The 2,290-nt window shown below is 72.9% G+C and carries 2 protein-coding genes; one reads left to right on the top strand and one right to left on the bottom strand.

Features of this window, described 5'->3' with window-relative positions; translation table 11 throughout:
- Positions 1–163: 163 nt before the first annotated feature.
- The gene (locus VIU94_RS33355) at positions 164–1,552 is read left to right on the top strand and encodes an alkaline phosphatase PhoX (protein ID WP_331917302.1); all 1,389 of its coding nucleotides are present in this window, start codon (positions 164–166) and stop codon (positions 1,550–1,552) included.
- Positions 1,553–1,597: 45 nt separating this feature from the next.
- Here the strand turns inward: VIU94_RS33355 and VIU94_RS33350 are convergent.
- Positions 1,598–2,290: TerD family protein (locus tag VIU94_RS33350; RefSeq protein ID WP_331917300.1), on the bottom strand; the 693-nt coding region annotated here is incomplete at its 5' end.

Raw genomic sequence — 2,290 nt, 5'->3', positions numbered from 1 at the left:
CGCCTCGGTGGTCGGTGGGCGGCGCCCCGGGTGCGGTGCGCCGCGGGCTTCGCCTCGCCCCGGCCCCCGCCCCGGCCCCGCGCGGGCTTCGTCGTTCTCGGTCGTTTCCCCGTGGCGGCGTGGTGTTCAAGTGGTGTTTGTTCGGGGGCGGGAGGGTGCGTGCATGCCCCTCAATCGGAGAGATTTCGCCAAGCAGTCCGCTGCCGCGGGTGCGGCCCTCGCGCTGACCGGGTCCGTCGGTGCGTTGGCCAGTGCGCCGGGTGCGCTCGCTGCCTCGCAGGAGGAGGAGGGCGGCCGGGAGCTCGGGTACGGGCCGCTCCTCGAAGACCCGGAGGGCGTGCTCGCGCTGCCCGCCGGGTTCTCGTACCGGGTCCTCACCCACAGTGGCGTGACCACCCTGGAGTCCGGGGAGTTCACGCCGTCCAACCACGACGGCACCGCCTCCTTCGCCGGGCCCCGCGGCACGACCTTCCTGGTCAACAACCACGAGCTCAAGGGCCCCCGGTCCAAGTGGAAGCACCCCGTCCCGCTCACCGAGGGCCTGGTCTACGACCCCGCCGCGTCCGGCGGCTGCACCGTCGTCGAGGTGCACCGCGACGGCACGGTCGCTGAGTGGGTCGGCATCGCCGGGACGTCCACCAACTGCGCCGGCGGCCGCACCCCTTGGGGCACCTGGCTCACCTGCGAGGAGAACTCCGACCTCGCCGGCGAGAACGGCATGACCAAGGATCACGGCTACGTCTTCGAGGTCGCCCCGCAGGACCGCCGCGCCAACCGCGACCCGAAGCCGATCAAGGCCTTCGGCCGGTACGACCACGAGGCCGTCGTGATCGACCCCAAGCGCGGCCACGCCTACCTCACCGAGGACGCCGCCAAGCCGAACGGCCTGTTCTTCCGCTGGGTCCCGCCGCACGGCTTCGAGCACGGCCGCGGCCGGCTGCGCGCCCTCGCCGACGACGCGGGCGTGCTCCAGGCCCCCGCGTGCTACGACGCCGGCGGCCGGTTCGTCGACGACCTGTCCCGCGCGACGGCCATCGGCACCGTGTACGGCGTCGACTGGGTCGACGTCCCGGACCGCGACGGCCGCACCACCGACGTCCGCGAGCAGTTCGGCCCCGGCGAGGTCACCCGCGCCCGCAAGCTGGAGGGCATGTGGTGGGGCGACGGGGGCACGTACATCGTCTCCTCGTACGCCCGCGAGGAGAGCCCCGGCGCCCCGCACGACGGCCAGGTCTGGTTCTACGACCCGCGCCGCCGGACCCTCACCCTCAAGGTCCTGATCGGCGTCGCCACCGGCTTCGACGGCCCCGACAACATCACCGTCTCCCCGTACGGCGGGCTGGTCATCGCCGAGGACGGCGAGGGGGCGCAGCACCTGTTCGGGGCGACCGACCGCGGACGCACGTACCCGATCGCCCGCAACGAGCTCAACGACAGCGAGTTCACCGGCGTCGTCTTCTCGCCCGACGGCGACACGCTGTTCGCCAACATCCAGACCCCGGGCATCATGCTCGCCATCACCGGCCCCTGGCGGCGGCAGCCGCAGCGCTGACCGCCGCCGGAGGACCGATCGACCGGCCCTGACGGAGCCGGCCGCCTAGAGCGCCTGGGCGGCCGGCTTCACCATGCCCCGCACGGTGCGGGACTTCACGAAGTCGCCCATCGCCGTCATCTCCCACTCGCCGGAGAACTGCCGGATGAGCTTGCACATGATGACGCCGGTCTGCGCCTCGGCGTTCGTCAGGTCGAAGCGAACCAGCTCCTCGCCCGTCGCCGCGTCCATCAGCCGGCAGTAGGCCTTGGCGACCTCGGTGAACTTCTGCCCGGAGAAGGAGTTCACGGTGAAGACCAGGCCCGTCGCGTCCGCCGGGAGCCGGCCGAGGTCGACCGTGATGACCTCGTCGTCGCCCGCGCCCTCGCCCGTCAGGTTGTCGCCGGAGTGCTTGATCGCACCGCCGAGGATGGCCAGCTTGCCGAAGTAGCAGCTGTCCAGGTGGTTGCGCTGGGGGCCGTACGCGATGACCGACGCGTCCAGGTCGATGTCCTTGCCGCGGTACGCGGGCTCCCAGCCGAGGCCCATCTTGACCTGGGAGAGCAGCGGCCGGCCGCCCTTGACCAGGGAGACCGTCTGGTTCTTCTGCAGGCTGACCCGGCCCTTGTCCAGGTTGATCTTCCCGGCGCCGGGGGCCGGAGCCGCGGGGGGAGCGGCCGGCGGGGGCGGCACGGGCGCGGCGAGACGCGGATCGACGGACGGGGCGGCTGCGACGGATGCCGGGGCGACGGGAGTGGG

Source organism: Streptomyces sp., assembly GCF_036566765.1.
In the GTDB taxonomy this organism is placed as follows: domain Bacteria; phylum Actinomycetota; class Actinomycetes; order Streptomycetales; family Streptomycetaceae; genus Streptomyces.
This window is presented reverse-complemented; position numbering and strand designations above follow the sequence as displayed.

Excerpts from the sequence above, each read along its gene's own strand:
- VIU94_RS33355 (WP_331917302.1), top strand. The coding sequence starts at position 164 with ATGCCCCTCAATCGGAGAGATTTCGCCAAGCAGTCCGCTGCCGCGGGT.